Source organism: Rhizobium sp. P1_C7, from assembly GCF_056406295.1.
Genome location: NZ_JBFUAL010000063.1, coordinates 1 through 1121, shown reverse-complemented (window position 1 = coordinate 1121; position 1121 = coordinate 1). Strand labels below are relative to the sequence as shown.

General features: G+C 57.4%; 1 protein-coding gene and 1 pseudogene. Both read right to left on the bottom strand.

Translation table 11 applies throughout. The features are described 5' to 3' along the window. Window positions 1–457 precede the first annotated feature (457 nt). Window positions 458–775, bottom strand: a pseudogene (locus AC1D2R_RS32115) (transposase domain-containing protein); the annotation flags it as partial. Between the two features lie 82 nt (window positions 776–857). Beyond that, window positions 858–1121 (bottom strand): transposase domain-containing protein (locus tag AC1D2R_RS32110; protein ID WP_477973857.1); only part of this gene is annotated, 264 nt, incomplete at its 5' end.

Here is a 1121-nt window from a genome sequence, read left to right as displayed (position 1 = left end):
GAATGCGTCTGACGCAACGTCATAAAAAGCCTCATTTGATGATCGTTTACATGGCGACCCGGCAATCGGTGCTCCTCTCAGGAATACACCTCGATACTGGGCCGGCCGCGATACACAAACGAGCCGAAAAATCTCGCCGTCAGCCCTGCTGGAACTCCGGCAGGGCTACGCCCTCCCTACGTTCCAGCAGGGCTGACAGATTCTCATCTTGATTGACGCGCATTCTCATCCTGATTGTCGCGCCGCACATCCGTTTCGCTAATTCCCGGACAGTTTGTCGGGGTCGAGCTTCATCCACCTGGTTGGTGTCAGGGGGTATTGATTTCTGCGTTTTGCGCTTCGGTCAAGAGTGGCCTGGGTTTTTGCTTTGTGAGCCGTATGCGACGTCCACGCCCCATAGATTTTTCGGTTGATCTACGGGCCGTCAAATGAGCTCACCGAAGAGTATCTGACGAGCTCATTGTGAGGCTCTGATGCGCGCGGCATAGGCCCATGGCATCAGGGCATCGATGTCTTTGGCGAGGTGGCCGTTTGCGAGGCGGGTGAAGAGGTCGCACAGATAGGCGTAGGGCTCAACGCCATTCATTTTACAAGTGCCGATCATGCTGGCAAACCGGGCCCAGTTCCGCCCCCCTTCATCATGGCCCGCAAAGAGCGCGTTGCGGCGGTTCATGGCCGGGCGACGGATGGCGTTTTCCACCAGGTTGGAATCGATATCGACGCAGCCGTCATCAAGGAACAGCCGAAAGCCATCCTGTCGTTTCAGCATATACGCCGTATGCGACGTCCACGCCCCATAGATTTTTCGGTTGATCTACGGGCCGTCAAATGAGCTCACCGAAGAGTATCTGACGAGCTCATTGTGAGGCTCTGATGCGCGCGGCATAGGCCCATGGCATCAGGGCATCGATGTCTTTGGCGAGGTGGCCGTTTGCGAGGCGGGTGAAGAGGTCGCACAGATAGGCGTAGGGCTCAACGCCATTCATTTTACAAGTGCCGATCAGGCTGGCAAACCGGGCCCAGTTCCGCCCCCCTTCATCATGGCCCGCAAAGAGCGCGTTGCGGCGGTTCATGGCCGGGCGACGGATGGCGTTTTCCACCAGGTTGGAATCGATATCGCG